We start from the raw sequence: 16363 nt of genomic DNA on the forward strand, positions 1-16363 counted from the left end.
AACCGCACCAGAAAGCGAGCCAGCCATGTCCCCAACCGCAACGATCTACCGCAACGCATCCGTCTTCACCGGCGACGCCGACCTCGCCCCCCGCGAGTCGGTGGCCGTGCGGGAGGGCCGGGTGATCGCCGTCGGCGATCTCGACGCGGTACGGCTCGCCGCCGGCTCCGACGCGGAAGAGGTGGACCTCGGCGGGGCGTTCGTCTCTCCCGGACTGATCGAGGGGCACTCCCACATGCTCATGCTCGGAGAGTCGCTCGACAAGGTGCAGCTGCGCGACGCCGGGAGCATCGAGGAGGTGCAGCGGCGGCTCGCCGCGGCCCGCGCCGCGGCACCCGACGCCCCGATGGTGCTCGGCACCAGCTGGCTGTTCGACATCTTCCCCGACGGCGAGCGTCCCACGGCCGCGGTGCTCGATGCCGCGGTGGCCGACGTTCCCGTGCTGCTCGACGCGAACGACCTGCACTCGGTGTGGGTGAACACGGCGGCGCTCACGGCGATGGGGATCGACCGCGACACCCCGGATCCCGTGGGCGGCGAGATCGTGCGCGACGCGAACGGCGACGCGACCGGGTTCCTGCTCGAGACCGCCGCCATGACGTACGCATGGGACTTCCTCGCGGCCGCCGCCACCGACGAGGACCGCGACCGGTTCCTCGCGAAGGCGTTCGCCGCCTACCTCGAGACCGGCGTGACCGGGGCGACCGAGATGTCGTTCGGGCACGCGGACCTCGCGGCCTACCGGCGCATGCTGGATCGCGACGGCCGGCTCCCCTTTCCCGTGAACGCGCACTGGCTGCTCACCGCGACGGGCGACCCCGAGGCCGATGTCGCCCAGATCGACGAGGTCGTCCGGGCGCGCGACGAACTCGCCGCCGCCCACGGCGACGCCTGGCTCCGGATCGTCGGCGTGAAGTTCATCATGGACGGGGTGATCGACGCCTGCACGGCGGCCATGCGCGCGCCCTACGCGAACGGCGAGCTGCCCGGACCGATCTGGGATCGCGAGTCGGCGCTCCCCGTCGCCGTCGCGGCGGACGCCGCCGGACTGCAGCTCGCCCTGCACGCGATCGGCGACGAGGCGAGCGCCATCGCGCTCGATGCCGTGCAGGAGTGCATCCGCGTGAACGGTCCGCGCACGAACCGCCGGCCCCGGGTCGAGCACCTCGAGTCGGTCGCCGACGACACGATCGCCCGCATGGCCGCGCTCGACGTCACCGCGTCCATGCAGCCCGTGCACTGCGATCCCGCGATCCTCGACAACTGGCAGGCGGTGCTCGGCGACGAGCGCGCGCACCGCGGCTTCCCGTGGCACACGTTCCGCGAGGCCGGGGTGCGGCTCGCGCTCGGCACCGACGCGCCCACCGCGCCGCACCACGCTCCGAACAACCTCTTCATCGCGCTCACGGCGAAGTCGGTGCTCGACCGCTCGCGCGAGCCGTACCAGCCGCAGCGCGTCTTCACGCCGGCCGACGCGCTCGAGGCGCTCACCCTCGGCGCCGCGACCGCGACGCTGCGTGAGGACGAGGTCGGCCGCATCGCGAGCGGCGCCCGCGCCAACCTCGTGGTCTGGGACGCGAATCCCCTGAGCGACGCTCCCGAGGCGCTGCTCGACACGGCAGCCGTGCTCACGCTGGTCGACGGCGCACCGGCGTACGACGCCCGCGCCTAGCCGGGCCCGCTCGATTCCGCCTGGGCGGCGCACTGGCGCCGCCCAGGAGCGGGCAGCAGAATGGGCGCATGACGAGCGATGCGTCCGCGCCCACCGAGTTCAGCTACACCGATGCGCACGGGATCGAGATCTTCGCGTACGAGTGGCCGGCCGAGCACCCGCACGCCGTGGTGCAGATCGCCCACGGCGTCGGCGAGCACGCCCTGCGCTACGCCCGCTTCGCGGAGGCTCTCGTCGCCGCCGGGTTCACCGTGGTGGCCGACGACCACCGCGGGCACGGCCGCACCGGCCTCGCGCAGTGGGGAGGCGACCACGCGCAGCTCGGCAAGCTCGGGCCCGGCGGTCTCCGAGCCGCGGAGGCCGCCGTGCTGCAGCTCACCGGGATCCTGCGCGAACGCGATCCCGAGCTGCCGGTCATCATGTTCGCGCACTCCTGGGGCTCGCTCATGGCGCAGCGGATCCTGAACCGCGAACCGCGCGCCTGGGATGCCCTCGTGCTGAGCGGGAGCGCCTACCGCACCGTCGGCGACATGGAGTCCGGCGATCTCAACCGAGCCTGGCGCGACGACGACCCCACGGGCGGCTTCGCCTGGCTGAGCCGCGACCTCGAGGTCGGGCACGCCTTCGCCGCGGACCCCCTCTGCTTCGCCGCCGACATCATGAAGCTGTGGGGCGTCGCGGACGCGCTCCGGCTCGCCGGGACCCCCGGCAAGGGCCTCGACCCCGAGCTTCCGCTCCTGATCGCCTCCGGCAGCGAGGATCCGCTCTCGCGCAGGGACTCGATCCGCAAGCTCGCCGAGGCCTACCGCAGGCGCGGACTGCGCGACGTCACGCTGCGCCTCTACCCGGAGGCGCGGCACGAGATCCTGCAGGAGACCAACCGGGAGCAGGTCACGGTCGACATCCTGACCTGGCTGCTGGAGCGGTTCCCCCGCGACGAGTAGTCCGCCGGGCAACACCCCGATCGATACCCGCCGGGAGGCCGTCGGGCGTATCCTGGCGACATGTCCATGCACGGTGAGTACAAGGTTCCCGGCGGCAAGCTCGTCGTGGTCGACTTCGAGGTGAGCGACGGGAAGATCGCCGATTTCCGGCTGTCCGGCGACTTCTTCCTCGAACCCGACGAAGCGCTCGACTGCATCAACCGCGCGGTCGAGGGGCTGAACCCCAACAGCACCATCGACGACTTCGCGAGCGCGATCGGCGCCGCGCTGCCGAGCGAGGTGCACCTGCTCGGGTTCACGCCCGAGTCGGTCGGCGTCGCGGTGCGCCGCGCCATGACCGGGGCGGCGCACTGGCGCGACTACGACTGGCAGATCCTGCACGAGCCTCCCATCTCGCCCGTGATGAACGCGGCGCTCGACGAGGTGCTCACGACCGCCGTCGGAGAGGGCCTGCGCGGGCCCGCCCTGCGCATCTGGGAGTGGGATCGCCCCGCGGTGTTCATCGGCAGCTTCCAGTCGGTGAAGAACGAGGTCGACGAGGAGCAGCTCGCCGCGCGCGACGCCCAGCTCGTGCGCCGGATCTCGGGCGGCGGGGCGATGTACATGGAGCCCGAGGCTTGCATCACCTACGCGCTGTACGTGCCGGGCGAGCTCGTGCGCGGCATGAGCTTCGCCGACTCGTACGCGTTCCTCGACGAGTGGGTGCTCGAGGCGCTCAAGGCCCTCGGCATCGACGCCGTCTACAAGCCGCTCAACGACATCTCGAGCCCGCACGGCAAGATCGGCGGCGCCGCCCAGAAGCGCCTCGGCTCGGGCGCCGTCCTGCACCACGTCACCATGGCGTACGACATGGACGCCGAGGCGATGACGCAGGTGCTGCGGATCGGGCGCGAGAAGCTGTCGGACAAGGGCACGGCGAGCGCGCAGAAGCGCGTGGATCCGCTGCGCAGCCAGACCGGGCTGACGCGCGAGGAGATCATCGAGAAGATGATCGCCGTGTTCCAGCAGCGCCACGGCGGCACCGTCGGCGAGGTCACCGAGGGCGAGTACGACGCCGCCGAGCGCCTCGTCGCCGAGAAGTTCCTCACCGAGGAGTGGATCCGCCGGGTGCCGTAGGCGGGCGGCGCGCTACCCCGCGTCGGCGTCGTCCGCGAGGGCAGGCCACAGCGGGGTATCGCGCGTGATCTCGACCGCCTCGAAGTCGGGGCTCGCGAGCAGAGCATCCGCGCACGCGCGCGAGCAAGCGACGAGGGTCGAGTCGAAGTCGATCTCGCTGACGAGCACCCACTCGCGACCCTCGGGCCAGAGCAGGTTCGGCAGCCGCGTCCCGAAGCCCTGCTCGGCCTCCATCCACGGCGCGCGCAGCGGCCACGCCGGGTCGGCGAGGTCGCCCGCGCCCGCTTCGAAGCAGACGTAGGCACGATCGGGCAGCTCGAGCCGCGGGCCGGCCGCGGCCTCGCGGGTGAGGATCCCGCTGCCGGGGCGCTGCTGCAGCGTGCCCGCGAACGGCGCGAAGGTGGTGTCACCGCGATCCCAGGTCAGCAAGCCCTGCAGCAGATCGCGGATCGCCGGGCCCGTGCCGAAGTGTTCGCGCTGGCTCGCGAACCCCGCCCGACGCATGCGGCCGCGGTCCACGAGCCTCCGCCACCAGCGTGGACCGCGCGGAGGCGCCTTCCCCGGCCCCTCGCCCGGCACCGCCGCGAAGAACCCGACGCCCTGGGCGCTCACGAGCCCGCCGTACCCCTCCCACACCGCGACGACGCCGCGATCCGGGGTCGCCGTGCGCTCCGCGAGGATCCGTGCGACGGCGACGAACTCCTGCTCGTCGGGCGATCCCTCCATCGGGGTCGAGTACTCCCAGCCGTCGGGCGACTCGCGCTCCGGGTCCTCGCCGTACGGAACCCCGAGCAGCTCGTGCGACAGCGAGCCGGGCTCGAGCGCTCGGCCGTGCGCCGCGGCGACGTCGCGCCAGCGCACGACGTCTTCCGAGACCGAGTCCGGCCAGGCTTCGTAGTCGGTCGTCTCGAGCGCTGCACGGTACTCGTCCCAGGTGCCGGTCGCCGGCCGCGAGCGCGCGAACGGGTGCAGGATCCGCACGAGCGCGTCGTAGCCCGACGGAACCGTGTGGCTGAGCGCGGGGAGCGCTTCGCCGGTCCCGGGGTCGAGCTGCTCGCCGAAGCCCCCTCGACCCGCTCGACGAGCCACGTCCAGCGCGCGGCGTCGCCGATCCAGGGGAAGTCGTGGGGTCGGGCGGCGCGCGTGCTCATCAGGCCAGCCTAGGGCGCGGTGCGGACCGGCTCCCGGTGCGGATCGTCGGCGGGCCTGGCTCAGACCTCCAGCACGACCTTGCCCGTGGTGCCGCGACCCTCCAGAGCCCGGTGCGCGTCCGCCGCGTCGGCGAGGTCGAAGGTCTCGCCGATGCGGAACTGCAGGGTGCGTGCCTCGAGCGCTGCGAACAGCTCGCCGTAGCGCCACGACCGCTCCTCGGGGGTCAGCAGGAAGTGGCCGAGCGAGGGCCGGGTGATCGACAGGGATCCGCCCGCGTTGAGGCGCTGCAGATCGAACGGCGGCACCTGGCCGCTCGCGCCGCCGAACAGCACGAACTCGCCGCGCACGCGGAGCGCGCGCAGCGACTCGTCGAAGGTGTCCTTGCCGACGCCGTCGTAGACGACCGAGACGCCCGCCCCGCCCGTGAGCTCGCGGGCGCGATCCGCGAAGCCGTCGTAGCCGAAGGACTCGGCCGCGCCGGCCTCGAGGCTCAGGCGCCGCTTTTCGTCGGTCGACGCCGTCGTGAGCACCCGCACCCCGCGGGCGACGAGCAGTTGGGTGAGCAGGAGGCCGACGCCGCCCGCGCCGGCGTGCAGCAGCACGGTGTCGCCCTCGCGGGGGCGCGCCGCGGAGGTGGCCAGGTAGTGCGCGGTGAGGCCCTGCAGGGGGATCGCCGCAGCATCGGCGACATCGATGAACTCGGGCAGGCGCGCCACCCGCTCCGCGGCGACGACGAAGCGTTCGGCATAGGTCGCGCTCGCCTCGGCCGTGATGACCCGGTCGCCCGCGACGAAGCCGCTGACGTCCGGACCGACCGCGATCACGGTGCCGGACGCCTCGGCCCCCGGAATGAAGGGGAACTCGACCGGGTAGACGCCCGAGCGCTGGTAGGTCTCGATGAAGTTGACGCCGACCGCGGCCGTCTCGACGAGCAGTTCGCCCGGCCCCGCGACCGGGTCGGCGACCTCCCGCCACTCGAGGACCTCGGGTCCGCCTGCCTGCCCTGCCACCACCGCGTGCATCGTCATGCCGGGTGCAACCGGGGCGGGCGCTCGGCTATTCCGCCGCGCCCCGGTCCTCGACGGGTCAGGGTGCCGAAGCATACGCCCTGCGTTCGCGGGCGACCGCCCACGCCGTCAGCGCGAGCCCGCCCAGCGCCCACAGCACGAGTGCGAGGATCGCACCGCCGATGCCCGCACCGCCCGAGACGACCGCCTGGAATCCGCCGAGCGCCGCGCCGACCGGGCTGCCGTCGCCGATCGCCCGGAGCACGCCGGGCGCGGTCGAGACGACTCCCGCGGCGAGGGTCACCACGAGCACGGCGAACGCCAGGAACCGGCCGAAGCCGCCGAAACGGGCGACGATGCCCTGCACGAGCAGCGCGAACGCCGCACCGGCGAGGATCGCGAGTGCGAAGAATCCGACGCCCTCGCCCAGCGAGAGCTTCAGCGCGATCGGCACGAGGGTCCCGGCGAGCGCGCCCTGCGCCGCTCCGAGGAGCGCCACCGGCCAGGCGCTGCGCAGTGCGATGGCGGGCACCGAGCGGGCCGCCGTGCGGGCGCGGCGCCACAGCGGCGCGAGCACGAGGAACATGGCGAGTGCACCCGCCCACAGCGCGATCCCGGCGAAGAGCGGTGCCCCCGCGGAGGAGAACAGGGCGCTGTCGCCCTTCGCCTCGACCTGGCGCACGGCCGTGTCGGCGACGGTCTCGCGCTCCCCCTTCGAGTAGTTCGGGATCTTCGCGACCGCGGTATCGAGGCCGCTCGCGAGCTGCGTCGCGCCGTCGGCGGACTTGCGGGTGCCGTCGGCGAGCTGCGTCGCGCCCTTCGCGAGCTCCGGCGTCTGCGCGGCGAGCTGCCCGACGCCCGTGCTCAGCTGAGCCGCCCCCGCGGCGGACTGGGCGGCCCCCGAGGCGAGTTCGCCGCCCTTCGCCGCGAACTCGTTCAGTCCCGCCCCGAACTGGTCGAGCCCGGCCGAGAGCCGGTCGAGCTGCGCGGCGGGATCGCCGCCGGCTCCGCCGGATCCGCCTGCGGCTGCGGCGAAGTTGGCGTTCGCAGCTTGGAGTCCGGCGGCTCCCCGGCCCGCTTGGGCGAGAGAGTTCCCGATCGTCGCACCTCGCGTCTCGAGCGTCGCGCCGATCTTGCCGCAGAATTCGGCCGTCGCTCCCGACGCGAAGCACTCCGCGACGAGTGCCTTGGCATCGGCGCCGATCCCTTGCACCGCGGTCTGCGTGCCCACGAGGCCCGACTGCAGCTGCTTTCCCGGTTCCGCGCTCTCGGCCTGCAACCGTCCCAGCGCGCCGACGAGCGTCTTGAGCTGCCCGACGGCGCCCTTCGCGCCCTGGGCGAGGGGCTCGTAGCTCTGCGCGAGCGTCGAGGCGCCCGCGGTGTACTGCTGCACGCCCGATGCGAGCGCGCCCTGCCCGTCCGCGAGCTGCTGGGCACCGGTGGCGAGCTGCTGCGTGCCCGCGGCGAGCTGCTCGGTGCCGGTCGCGAGCTGCTTCGCGCCGTCGGCGAGCTGCGCGCCGCCGGTCGCGAGCCCGCGGGCTCCCTTCGCGGCGTCTCCGACGCCGTCGTGCAACTGGTTCATGCCGACGAAGACGTTGCCGACGAACTGGGACCCGAGCTGCTCGTTGAGCGTGCTCGTGGCGACCTGGGTGACCGCCTGCGCGAGCGTGCCGTCGAGCAGGCGCCCCCGGTCGCTCGTCGCGATGTCGATGGTCGCGCGTTCGGCGTCCTCGGGCGCCTTCGACAGGGAGGTCGCGGCGGACGAGAAGTTCTTCGGGATGGTGACCGAAGTGGCGTAGCGGCCGTCCTCGACGCCCTGCTCGGCATCCTTCGCGTCGGTGAGCACCCAGGTGAAGTTGGTGGCGTCGTCGTGCTTCGCGCCGGCCTCGCCGACGAGCTTGCCGGCGAGTACGCGCCCGAGCGGCACCATCTGGCCGTTCACGGTGACGGGCTCGTCGAGGTTCACGACGGCGGCCCGCATCTCGCCGAGCCGATCGTCGGGGTTCCAGAGGCCCCAGAGCAGGAGCCCCGCGATGGTCAGCGGCACGAGCACGAGCCCGAGCACAGTGCGCCAGGTCATGCGGCGTCCGGCAGTCGCAGTCGCGTCCGGGGTCATCGGTCTCCTCCGATCAGGGCGGCGGTCTCCGGGGTGCCGGGCCGTTCGGCATCGGCCGCCTCTGCGGCCCGGGTGCGGACTTCGCGCAGGGTCGTGGCAGCGGGAAGCACGGTCGCGGCGAGCACGGCGTCGGCGATCACGACGACGGTCGCGGATCCGGCGGCCTCGACGTCGGCGGCGGTGAGCGCGGAGCGGATCTCGCGCGCCTGGGCATCGGTGGCACCGGCGCGGAGGTCGAGCACGAGGAGCTCGGGGCGGTCCCCGGTCGCCTCGCGCACGGTCGCCGGGGTCGCCCAGGCGGCCCGGCGGCGCAGGGATCCCGCGCGCTCGGGCAGCAGGAGCCCGGCGACGCGCAGGGTGCCCGCGACGATGCGGGATCGACCGCTCAGCGCTTCGGCGAGCGCGATGCCGCCGGCCTGCTTCGGATCGATGCGCAGCGCCTCGCCGGGGCCGACGCGCAGGCTCGCGACGCGGGCGCCGCCGCGCAGCAGCAGCTCCTCGCCGGCGATCTGGGCATCGGGCTGGTCGGGGGCCAGTTCTCGTGCGCGAGCTCGCGCGCGAGCCCCTCCCCTCGACGTCGAACACGGGCAGCGCGCGCGACAGCCAGCGGGGCATGCGCCAGGCACGGTCGCCGAGCAGGGCGAGCACCGCGGGGACGAGCGTCATGCGCACGAGGAACGCGTCGACGAAGACCCCGACGGCGAGGCCGAGCGCGATCACCTTGATGCTCGCGTCGCCCTCGGGCACGAAGGCCGCGAACACGGCGAACATGATCACCGCCGCCGCGGTGACGACGCGGGCGGAGCCCACGAAGCCGGTGCGGATCGCGGTCTGCGCGTCGGCGCCGTGCACGACCTCCTCGCGGATGCGCGAGACGAGGAACACCTCGTAATCCATGGCGAGGCCGAAGAGCACGCCCATGAGGATGATCGGCATGAAGCTGAGCACGGGGCCGGTGGTCGGGACGTGCAGGAGATCGGCGAACCAGCCCCACTGGAACACGGCGACGACCGCGCCGAAGGCGGCGCCGACCGAGAGCAGGTAGCCGAGCGTCGCCTTGATCGGCACCCAGACGGAGCGGAACACCATGGCCAGCAGGATCAGCGAGAGACCGACCACGAGCAGGGCGAAGGGCAGCAGCGCCTGCGCGAGCAGGTTGGAGACGTCGATGGCGACGGCGGTGAAGCCCGTGACGGCGAGGCTGACACCGTACTTCTGCTCCCACGCGTCGTGCTTCGCGCGGAGGGCGTCGACGAGCTTCGCGGTGCTCTCGGCGTGCGGGCCGGCCTCGGGCACCACCTGGATGATGCCGGTGTCGGCGGTCGCGTTCGGCGTGGCCAGGGGCACCTCGGCGACCCCGGGCACCGTGCGCACCTCGTCGGCGAGGTCGTTCATGAGCCCGACGGGGTCGTTGCTCGCCACGATCGACCCGGTGAGGATGAGGGGACCGGTCGCACCGGCGCCGAAGTGCTCGGAGGTGAGCTCGGAGGTGATGCGGGCCGGGTCGTCCGCGGGCAGCGCGGTGGCGTCGGGCAGGGCGAGGCGCAGGTCGAGCGCGGGGATCGCCGCCGCGCCGACGGCCAGCAGCACCGCCACGATCGTGATGATGGGCTTCTTCGTGGCGAGGCGCACCCAGCCGCCGAAGAACCGCTCGGCACGGGTCTTCGGCACCGCGGGAGCGGTGCCGTGCGCGGCCGCGTCGGTGGGGCGGCCCCCGTCTTCCTGGGCGAGCTCGCGCGTCGCAGGATCCTCGCCCGTCACGAGGGCCGCGCGCTGCGTTCGCTGCCTGCGGGGCAGGATCCGCTCGCCCGCCATGCTGAGGATCGCGGGGGTGAGCGTGACCGAGATGAGCACGGCGATGGCGACCGCCGCGGCCGCGGCGACGCCGAGGGCGGTGAGGAACGGGATGCCCGCGACGCCGAGCCCGACGAGCGCGATGATCACGGTGAGCCCGGCGAAGACCACCGCGGAGCCGGAGGTCGCGGTGGCCCGCGCGATGGACTCGCGCACGTCGACGCCGGCGCGCAGCTGCTCCTGGTGGCGGCTCACGATGAAGAGCGTGTAGTCGATGCCGACCGCGAGGCCGAGCATGAGCGCGAGCATGGGGGTGGTCGAGGTGAGCGGCACGAAGGCGGTCGTGAAGATGATGCCCGCCATCGCGACGCCGACACCGAGGATCGCGATGAGCAGCGGCATGCCCGCGGCGAGCAGCGAGCCGAGCGTGAGGATCAGCACGACGAATGCGACGACCACGCCGATCGCTTCGGTGGGGCTGATGCCCGGCACCGACAGGTTGAATACCTCGCCGCCGTAGGACGCTTTCGACCCGCTCGGCAGTTCCTTCGCGAGCGCGTCGCTCGCGCGCTTCACCTCGTCGAGGGTCGCCTTCGGCACCTCGCTCGCCGTGCCCTTCAGCTGCACCGTGATGAGCGCGGCGCTGCGATCCTTCGCGAGGCCGGCCTCGACCTGTCCGAACGGGGTCTGCACGGCGTTCACGTCGTCCACGCCCTCGAGCGCCTTCGCGGCGCGCTCGATCTCGCCCCGGTAGGGCTGCTCGTCGACGTGCTGCCCGGCTTTCGCGACCACGATGATCTGGGCGCTCGTGCCGCTCACCTGGGGAAAGGTGCGGGCGAGCGAGTCCAGCGCCTGCTGCGACTCGGTGCCGGGGATCGTGATGGGCGCGTTGGCGCCCTGCCCGAAGACGGCGGCCCCCGTGCCGAGCACGGCGAGCACCGCGATCCAGAGCAGCAGCATGAGGGTGCGCGCGCGGGCGGCGAAGCGCCCGAGCGCGTAGAGCATCGACGACATGGCGTCCTTCCGTGAGGATCGCGGAGCGGTTTCGATACAGGAGTGTATCCGTTTCGATACAGTACTGTATCCACATCGGCTTCGAGCCGCCTGAATGCCTGCACCACCCGGAACCCTGAGAGGATGTGGCCATGCGTACCGCAGAACGCGACGACGAGTCCGCCGCGACAACGCCCCGTCGCCGGGAGACCCGCGCGCGCCTGCTCGCCGCGGCATTCGAGGTGTTCGCCGAGATCGGCCTCGGTGCCGCGTCCGTCGAGCAGATCTGCCAGCGCGCCGGGTTCACGCGCGGCGCCTTCTACTCGAACTTCTCGACCAAGGAGGAGCTGTTCCTCGAGCTGCTGAGCCAGGAGCTGCGCAAGCGCCTCGAATCGCTCGAGGCGGCGGCCGAGCGCTCGATGCCCGAACTGCGCCAGCGCAGCTGCACCCTCGACCGCGACGACCTCGCGGACTTCGTCACGGAGTTCTTCGCCGACTTCCTGCAGACCGGCGAAGAGGCGACCACCTGGTACGTGCTCGAGACCGAGTTCCTGCTGCTCGCCCTGCGCGACCCCGAGCTGGCTCCGCGTCACGTGCAGTTCTCGCTCGAGGTGTGCGCCGAGATGGCTCCCGTGATCGAGCGTCTCGTCGGTGCCGCCGGGCGCCGTTTCGTACTGCCGATCGATCGAGCGCTCGGGATCCTCACCGACTTCTTCGAGCGGGCCATGCGGGCGACGGCCCTGCAGGGTCCGAACGCCCCCGACGGCCTGACGGGCTTCGGGCGGCACACGGCAGACCTGCTCTTCGCGATCACCGAGCCGGTCGCCGAAACCGCGAGCGTGGAGCCGCCCGCAAACTAGTTGCCTGAGGCAACCAATCGGCGTAGGGTCGGGGCATGACCCCGGACCCCGCGCATCCGAACGCCGCCCTGCTGAGCGAACTCACCCGGCTGATGTCGCGCTGGTCCTCGCTCGAACTGCAGCGGCGCATCACCGCCGAGTGCGGCGTCTCGCTCGACCCCGGAGCGGTCCGCGCCGTCTACCTGCTGGGCATCGAGGGCGGTGGTGCGCGGCCGAGCGTCCTCGCCGACGAGCTGCATCTCACCCGCCCGTCCACGTCCAAGCTCATCGCGCGCCTCGCCGAAGCAGGCCTGGCCGAACGCCGCCGCGACCCCGCGGATCGGCGCGCGGCCACCATCGAACTCACCGAGACGGGCCGCGACGTCTACCGCCGGCTCTTCTCGGCCGGCGTCGACATGCTCGACTCCGCCACCGCCGACTGGGATCCCGCCGACGTGCGCGCCCTCGGCACGCTGCTCCACCGCTTCGTGGGCGGACTCCTCCGCCCCGACCCCGCACCGGGGAACCGAGAGGAATGAGGAAACCACCATGGCACGCACCTTCGTCGTCACCGGAGCCGCCTCCGGCATCGGGCGCCTCACCGCGCAGAAGCTCCGCGACCGCGGCGACACCGTCATCGGGGTCGACCTCCGCGACGTCGAGGTCGCGGGCGACCTCTCGACCCGCGACGGCCGCCTCGCCGCGGCCGAGGAGGCGACCCGCCTCGCGGGCGGGACGGTCGACGCCGTCATCGCCTGCGCCGGGCTCTCGCTCCCGAAGGTCGTGACCGCCGCCGTCAACTACTTCGGCATGACCGAGTTCCTGGAGGCCATGCAGCCCGCGCTCGTCCGATCCGCCGCCCCCCGCGCCGCACTGATCTCCTCGATGGCCTCGCTGCAGCCGGTCGCGCCGCCGCTCGTCGACGCGCTGCTCGCGGACGACGAGGCCCCGGCGCTCGCCATCGCGGCGCAGCTCGAGCAGGACCCCGAGACGGGCACGCTCATCTACTCCTCGTCGAAGCGGGCGATCTCGCGCTGGGTGCGCCGCGAAGCGCCGACCGCCCGCTGGGCTGGTGCCGGGATCCCGCTCAACGCGGTCGGCCCCGGCACCGTCGTCACCCCGATGACCGCCGAGCTGCTCTCGACGCCGGAGGGCGCCGCGCTCGTCGACGCGGTCGTACCCATGCCGCTGCACGGGCACCAGGGGCCCGAGAGCATCGCCGATCTGCTGCTCTGGCTCACCTCCGTCGAGAACACCCACTGCTGCGGCCAGACCATCTACTGCGACGGCGGCGCGGACGCGGTGCTCCGCGGCGACGACGTCTGGTCGTGGAACGAGGACGGGATCCGGGCGAAGTTCGGTGAGATCATGGCCGGCCTGCAGGGCTGAGGGCCGCACGGACGAACCCGCTCCGGGCACGGCGCGGGAACGGTCCCGCCGGGTAGGATCGTTCCCGTGCTGCTCTCAGATCGCGATATCAACTCCGAACTCGCCTCCGGCCGCATCGGGCTCGCGCCGAGCGAGGCGTCGATGGTGCAGCCGTCGAGCGTCGACGTGCGGCTCGACCGCTACTTCCGGCTCTTCGACAACCACAAGTACGCGGTCATCGATCCCGCCGAGGAGCAACCCGAGCTGACGCGACTCATCGAGGTCGATCCCGAAGAGGGCTTCATCCTGCACCCCGGCGAGTTCGTGCTGGGCTCGACCTTCGAGAAGGTCTCGCTGCCCGACGACATCGCGGCACGGCTCGAGGGCAAGAGCTCCCTCGGCCGCCTCGGCCTGCTCACCCACTCCACCGCCGGCTTCATCGACCCCGGCTTCGAGGGGCACGTCACGCTCGAGCTGTCGAACGTCGCCACCCTGCCGATCCGTCTGTGGCCCGGCATGAAGATCGGCCAGCTCTGCTTCTTCCGCCTGTCGTCCGCCGCGGAGCGCCCCTACGGCGCGGGTGCGACGTACTCGCGCTACCTGGGCCAGCGCGGCCCGACGGCCTCGCGCTCCTTCCAGAACTTCCACCGCACCGACGTCACCGTCACCGCGGAGGGCTCGCCGGGGCAGTAGCTCCGGGTCGAGGACCCCGAACGGGTTGCGAGGCCGCCCCCGAGGCCGCGGCGGACCGGATCAGCGTTTGCGCGCGGCCCGCGCGTCCCGCTCCGCCTGCGCGGCGAGCATCGCGTTGTACTCCTGGAGCTCGGCCTCCCCCGAGCGGTCGGCGGCACGATCCCGCCGCTTCTGCTCGCGTGCGTCGCTGCGCGACCACTGCACGGTGACCACGAGCGCGAGGGCGAGCGTCGGCAGCTCGCCGATGCCCCAGGCGATGCCGCCGCCCAGGTTCTGATCCTCGAGCGGCGGCGCGCCCCAGGTGCGTCCCATCGCGCCGAACCAGTCGGCCAGCATCAGCCCGTTGCCCGTCATGATCGTCACGCCGAAGAAGGCGTGCGACGCCATCGTGGCGAACAGCGTCACGAGGCGCAGCGGGTACGGGAAGCGGTACGGCACCGGATCGATGCCGACCATCGAGAGGCTGAACAGGTAGCCCGAGATCAGGAAGTGGATGATCATCCACTGGTGGCCGAGGTGCTCGGTCATGGCCCAGCGGAACACGGGGGTGAAGTAGAAGATCCAGAGCGAGCCCGCGAAGATCACCGCGGCGACCGCCGGATGCGTGATGATCTTCGAGTACGGCGTCTGCACCATCCACATGATCCACTCGCGGCCGCCCCACGAACCGTCGTCGCGCTTCTCGGTCGCGCGCAGCGCGAGCGTCACCGGAGCGCCGAGCACGAGCACGAGCGGAATCAGCATCGTCAGCATCATGTGCCCGAGCATGTGCACGCTGAACAGCGTCTGCTCGTAGGCGTTGAAGGCGCCGTTGGTCGTGTAGAACAGCATCGCGAGGCCCGCGAGCCAGGCGAGGGTGCGCCCGATCGACCAGCGGTCGCCGCGGCGCGACAGCCGCCAGACGCCGGCCAGGTAGAGCGCGGCGGCGAACACGCAGACGAGCACCCAGGCGAGGTCGAACTTCCAGGCGGTGAAGTAGCTCATGGGGGTGAACTCGGGCGGCAGCTTGTCGCCGGTCAGCCACTCGGCGGGGGGCAGGAGCGTGTCGGCGTCGCGCACCGGCTCCTGCGACACGGGCGGCGCGGTTCGCCCCAGCGCGGCGGCGATGCCGCTCGCGAAGCCCATCACCGCGAGCTCGGCGACGGCGAACCAGACGAACACGCGGCCGCCGTTCGGTCCGGCGATGCGCGGGATCAGTCGCTCGCGCTGGATGGCGCCGAAACCGCCGAGCAGGATCAGGGCGAGGGTCTTCAGCAGCACGAGCTGGCCGTACCCGGTGTTCAGGAGCGCATCGACGCTGCCGAGGCGCACCCATGCGCTCACGACGCCGGAGGCGGCGACGCCGACGAACGCGAAGAGCGCGAGCGGCGAGTAGCGGCGTACGAGCTCGGAGAGGCGCTGCCCGTCGACCGTGCGCGCGAGGATCAGGAGTGTGAGCAGCCCGCCGAGCCACACCGCCGCGCCGAGCAGGTGCACGAGGAGCGCGTTCACCGCGAGCGAATGCCCCGACGCGCCCGCGGCGTGCCCCTGGAACGCGAAGGGGAGCGTGGTGCTGAGCGCCGCCACCAGCACGAGCAGCTGCATGCGGCGCTCGCGGATCGCGAAGCACATGACCGTGGTCGCCGCCGCGAGCAGCAGTTCGATGAGCCAGAGCCGGCCCAGTTCGATCTCGGTGACGAACTGGGCGAGACCCGCTCCGAACGAGGCGTCGGCCGAGAACGCCTTGCCCGAGACGTCGACGTAGGCGAAGAGGAGGGTCGCCGCGGAAGCGACGGTGAGCACCGCACCGGACGCCGCAGCGAAGTCGAGCGCGACGCGCTGCTCGGGCCTGCCCGGCGTGAGCGACCAGACGGCCGTGACCACCGCGCCGATGAGGCCCGCGCAGGCGACGTTGACGATGGTGCGCGAGATCGGCAGGCCGTAGCGCACGACGGCGCCCGGATCGAGCAGGGTGCGCTCGTCGGCGCCGCCGCCGATGCTCAGTCCGATGAACAGCGTCGCGAGTGCGACGGCGAGCAGCACGGCAGGGGCGATCACGCGCAGATTACGGGGCACCGTACCAGCCTACGCGGCCCAGATGCGAAGAAGCCCCCGGCCGAGGGCCGGGGGCTTCTTCGAGGCCGTACTTACTTGACGGCTGCCTTCAGCTTGCTGCCGACCGACACCTTGACGCGCTTGCCAGCGGGGATCGCGATCGACTCGCCGGTGCGGGGGTTGCGGCCCGTGCGGGCAGCGGTGGTCGCGGTCTCGAACGAGATCCAGCCGGGGATCGAGACCTTGCCGCCGTCGGCGACGGTCTCGGAGACCGCGGCGAACAGCCCGTCGACGACGCTGGCAACGGCGGCCTGGCTCTGGCCGGTCTCGGCAGCGATCTTGGCAACGAGCTCAGTCTTGTTCAGTGACATGTCCTGTCCTCCCAGGGCCGCCGGGTGCGGACCTCTGATCGTGTGCAAGTTCCCCGATACGGGGATCGATCGGTTGATCGCGTCCGAATCTACCCCACACCGCGGCAAAAACCGCGGTATTTCGGTGAATTTCCCGCGATTCGACCCTCCGAGGACGCTGATGCCACCCCGAATCGGGGTCTGAGGATCGCCGCGGCGCGTCCGAGCACCGGCCGGAGAGCTCCGCGGACGGCCGCGCGAATCGCGCCGGGACGACGAAGGGCC

At 72.5% G+C, this 16363-nt stretch carries 12 protein-coding genes; 7 read left to right on the forward strand and 5 right to left on the reverse strand.

The window, feature by feature from the left end; genetic code table 11:
* The first annotated feature begins 25 nt into the window (after positions 1 to 25).
* The 3 genes from AB3K78_RS13860 (at position 26) to AB3K78_RS13870 (ending at position 3732) form a co-directional block, all read left to right on the forward strand.
* Complete coding sequence (locus tag AB3K78_RS13860) at positions 26 to 1672, forward strand: amidohydrolase (RefSeq protein WP_416444178.1); 1647 nt, start codon at positions 26 to 28, stop codon at positions 1670 to 1672.
* A 68-nt stretch (positions 1673 to 1740) separates the two neighbouring features.
* Positions 1741 to 2616, forward strand: a complete 876-nt coding sequence (locus AB3K78_RS13865; protein WP_416444180.1) for an alpha/beta fold hydrolase — start codon at positions 1741 to 1743, stop codon at positions 2614 to 2616.
* Between the two features lie 66 nt (positions 2617 to 2682).
* The gene (locus tag AB3K78_RS13870; RefSeq protein WP_416447362.1) at positions 2683 to 3732 is read left to right on the forward strand and encodes a lipoyl protein ligase domain-containing protein; all 1050 of its coding nucleotides are present in this window, start codon (positions 2683 to 2685) and stop codon (positions 3730 to 3732) included.
* Positions 3733 to 3744: 12 nt separating this feature from the next.
* Here the strand turns inward: AB3K78_RS13870 and AB3K78_RS13875 are convergent, their stop codons facing one another.
* The 3 genes from AB3K78_RS13875 to AB3K78_RS13885 all read right to left on the reverse strand — a co-directional run bounded on the left by AB3K78_RS13875 (position 3745) and on the right by AB3K78_RS13885 (position 10815).
* Positions 3745 to 4821, reverse strand: coding sequence for a hypothetical protein (locus tag AB3K78_RS13875; RefSeq protein WP_416444182.1), 1077 nt, complete (start codon positions 4819 to 4821; stop codon positions 3745 to 3747).
* A 122-nt stretch (positions 4822 to 4943) separates the two neighbouring features.
* Entirely contained in the window at positions 4944 to 5906 is a 963-nt protein-coding gene (locus AB3K78_RS13880) for a quinone oxidoreductase family protein (RefSeq protein WP_416447363.1), read from the reverse strand.
* A gap of 64 nt (positions 5907 to 5970) precedes the next feature.
* A complete protein-coding gene (locus AB3K78_RS13885; RefSeq protein WP_416444184.1) occupies positions 5971 to 10815 on the reverse strand; it encodes a YhgE/Pip family protein in 4845 nt (1614 codons plus the stop codon).
* Positions 10816 to 10946: 131 nt separating this feature from the next.
* Between AB3K78_RS13885 and AB3K78_RS13890 the strand changes: the two genes are divergently transcribed.
* The 4 genes from AB3K78_RS13890 to dcd all read left to right on the forward strand — a co-directional run bounded on the left by AB3K78_RS13890 (position 10947) and on the right by dcd (position 13694).
* Positions 10947 to 11654 (forward strand): TetR/AcrR family transcriptional regulator, encoded by a 708-nt coding sequence (locus tag AB3K78_RS13890; protein WP_416444186.1) that lies wholly within the window; start codon positions 10947 to 10949, stop codon positions 11652 to 11654.
* Between the two features lie 35 nt (positions 11655 to 11689).
* Positions 11690 to 12172, forward strand: coding sequence for a MarR family winged helix-turn-helix transcriptional regulator (locus tag AB3K78_RS13895; RefSeq protein WP_416444188.1), 483 nt, complete (start codon positions 11690 to 11692; stop codon positions 12170 to 12172).
* Positions 12173 to 12182: 10 nt separating this feature from the next.
* On the forward strand, positions 12183 to 13022 hold the full coding sequence (locus tag AB3K78_RS13900; RefSeq protein ID WP_416444190.1) for an SDR family oxidoreductase: 840 nt from the start codon (positions 12183 to 12185) through the stop codon (positions 13020 to 13022).
* A 66-nt stretch (positions 13023 to 13088) separates the two neighbouring features.
* A complete protein-coding gene (gene dcd, locus AB3K78_RS13905) occupies positions 13089 to 13694 on the forward strand; it encodes a dCTP deaminase (protein ID WP_416444192.1) in 606 nt (201 codons plus the stop codon).
* 60 nt (positions 13695 to 13754) lie between these two features.
* On the opposite strand, the gene AB3K78_RS13910 is transcribed toward dcd, so the two are convergent.
* Both AB3K78_RS13910 and AB3K78_RS13915 read right to left on the reverse strand, forming a co-directional pair.
* On the reverse strand, positions 13755 to 15749 hold the full coding sequence (locus AB3K78_RS13910; protein WP_416444194.1) for a cytochrome c oxidase assembly protein: 1995 nt from the start codon (positions 15747 to 15749) through the stop codon (positions 13755 to 13757).
* A 71-nt stretch (positions 15750 to 15820) separates the two neighbouring features.
* Positions 15821 to 16099: an HU family DNA-binding protein gene (locus tag AB3K78_RS13915; protein ID WP_046454847.1), complete on the reverse strand. Its 279-nt coding sequence runs from the start codon at positions 16097 to 16099 to the stop codon at positions 15821 to 15823.
* Positions 16100 to 16363: the final 264 nt, after the last annotated feature.

The organism is Leucobacter sp. HNU, from assembly GCF_047946755.1.
Classification (GTDB): domain Bacteria; phylum Actinomycetota; class Actinomycetes; order Actinomycetales; family Microbacteriaceae; genus Leucobacter.

Excerpts from the sequence above, each read along its gene's own strand:
- AB3K78_RS13860 (WP_416444178.1), top strand. The coding sequence starts at position 26 with ATGTCCCCAACCGCAACGATCTACCGCAACGCATCCGTCTTCACCGGC.
- AB3K78_RS13865 (WP_416444180.1), top strand. The coding sequence starts at position 1,741 with ATGACGAGCGATGCGTCCGCGCCCACCGAGTTCAGCTACACCGATGCG.
- AB3K78_RS13870 (WP_416447362.1), top strand. The coding sequence starts at position 2,683 with ATGCACGGTGAGTACAAGGTTCCCGGCGGCAAGCTCGTCGTGGTCGAC.
- AB3K78_RS13880 (WP_416447363.1), bottom strand. The coding sequence starts at position 5,906 with ATGCACGCGGTGGTGGCAGGGCAGGCAGGCGGACCCGAGGTCCTCGAG.
- AB3K78_RS13885 (WP_416444184.1), bottom strand. The coding sequence starts at position 10,815 with ATGTCGTCGATGCTCTACGCGCTCGGGCGCTTCGCCGCCCGCGCGCGC.
- AB3K78_RS13890 (WP_416444186.1), top strand. The coding sequence starts at position 10,947 with ATGCGTACCGCAGAACGCGACGACGAGTCCGCCGCGACAACGCCCCGT.
- AB3K78_RS13895 (WP_416444188.1), top strand. The coding sequence starts at position 11,690 with ATGACCCCGGACCCCGCGCATCCGAACGCCGCCCTGCTGAGCGAACTC.
- AB3K78_RS13900 (WP_416444190.1), top strand. The coding sequence starts at position 12,183 with ATGGCACGCACCTTCGTCGTCACCGGAGCCGCCTCCGGCATCGGGCGC.
- AB3K78_RS13915 (WP_046454847.1), bottom strand. The coding sequence starts at position 16,099 with ATGTCACTGAACAAGACTGAGCTCGTTGCCAAGATCGCTGCCGAGACC.